The sequence below is a fragment of the Variovorax sp. 01T439_2 genome (assembly GCF_056398445.1).
In genome coordinates this window covers 1-1376 of sequence record NZ_JBFTPJ010001222.1, presented here as the reverse complement: position 1 = coordinate 1376, position 1376 = coordinate 1, and the positions used below count along the sequence as shown (strand labels likewise).

The following is a 1376-nucleotide window of genomic DNA, read 5'->3' as shown; positions in this document are numbered from 1 at the left end:
CCCCCAGCTGTCGGGCAGGGCGTCGCGCAGCGTGAGCGGCATGGCGCCACCCTCGCGGATGCGCCGCTCCGGCAATGTGAAAGCGGCATCGCGCAGCGGCAGTTGCTCGGGGTTGAGCGGCAGGGCCGCGGGGTCCTGGAGGTAGCGCCGGCCATAGGCGAATTCGCCCGATTCCACGACGCCGCGCCGCACGAGCTTCATCAGGCCGGCCGGCTGCACCTCGTCGCCCGTGTGGCGCGCGAGCCCGACGTAGATGCGCCGTTCGTCCCCGGCCTCGTCAGAAATCACGCTCGTCCTCCGCGATCACGCCGGCGGGCCCGCGTGCAGCCGACCTGCGGACGCGGCGCCTGGCGGCCAGGCCCGCGGGTGCGGGAGCCAACACGTCGAGCGAATCGATCTCGCCGAACAGCCACAGCGCGTGGGCCAGCAAGCCGATGCTGGTGGCGGGCTTGCCCGATTCGAGCGAGCGCAGGGTGGTGGGCGAGCACAGCAGGCGCTCGGCCATTTCCGCGATCGTCCAGCCGCGATGCACCCGGTGCGCACGAAGGCGCAGGCCGAGATTCCTCAGGGGCTCAGCGGTCTGCTGGGGCAGGGCGGAAAGGCTGTTGCTGCTTCTTGGCATCAATAAAATGGCTATTAAGCGAGTTAATAACCATTGTATTGACTATTTTGGTCACCGCAAAGCTGCGGTCAGCCAGGCAGGGTCGTTGCCGGACGGCCCGGCTCGAGCACCGCAAGATCGCTCTCGTCCTTGAGCCCGACGCCGGTCAGCCCCCGGCGAAGGGATTCGCGCATCAGCCATGCGAGCTTGAACGCCGCGGCTTCGCAGAGCAGGCCTTCGGGGCGCACGTTCGAGATGCAGTTGCGCTCGGCGTCGTGGCGGCCGCGCTTCGGCGAATGGGTCAGGTAGATGCCGAGGCTGTCCGGCGAGCTGAGCCCCGGGCGCTCGCCGATCAGCATCACCGAGAGCGCCGCGCCGAACAGCTCGCCGACCTCGTCGGCCAGCGCCACGCGCGCCTGGGTGGCGATGACCACCGGAGAGAAGCGCGTCTCGGGCGGCAGCTGCGCGCGCAGCGCGGCCAGCAGCGGGGCGGCATGGCGCGCCACCGCGAGCGAGGAGAGGCCGTCGCCGATGACAGGGCAGACATCGCAATCGCCTTTTGCGGCGGCCCGCAGGTGCTGCGCATCCGCGGGGTCGAGCTGCCGCCCCAGGTCGGGGCGGCGCAGGTAGGTGGTGCGGTCTTCGGCGCGGCTGCGCGCCCGCATCACTTGCCAATGCTGTTGTTGCAGCGTGGCTTCGAGTGCATCGACGTCGAGCGCCGCATGAATGGCATCGCGCGCCATCGCATGGGCCCAGCCGAAGCGCAGTGTCTCGT

At 70.1% G+C, this 1376-nt stretch carries 2 protein-coding genes and 1 pseudogene; all 3 read right to left on the bottom strand.

Going from position 1 to position 1376, the window contains the following annotated elements:
• Positions 1 to 288 (bottom strand): annotated as a pseudogene (locus tag AC1DOC_RS33750) (type II toxin-antitoxin system HipA family toxin); the annotation flags it as partial.
• Positions 278 to 622, bottom strand: a complete 345-nt coding sequence (locus AC1DOC_RS33745; protein ID WP_278876003.1) for a helix-turn-helix domain-containing protein — start codon at positions 620 to 622, stop codon at positions 278 to 280. The gene AC1DOC_RS33745 and the pseudogene AC1DOC_RS33750, both read right to left, overlap by 11 nt.
• A gap of 68 nt (positions 623 to 690) precedes the next feature.
• On the bottom strand, positions 691 to 1376 hold a 686-nt coding region (gene eutC / locus AC1DOC_RS33740), incomplete at its 5' end, for an ethanolamine ammonia-lyase subunit EutC (RefSeq protein ID WP_478131582.1).

Excerpts from the sequence above, each read along its gene's own strand:
- AC1DOC_RS33745 (WP_278876003.1), bottom strand. The coding sequence starts at position 622 with ATGCCAAGAAGCAGCAACAGCCTTTCCGCCCTGCCCCAGCAGACCGCT.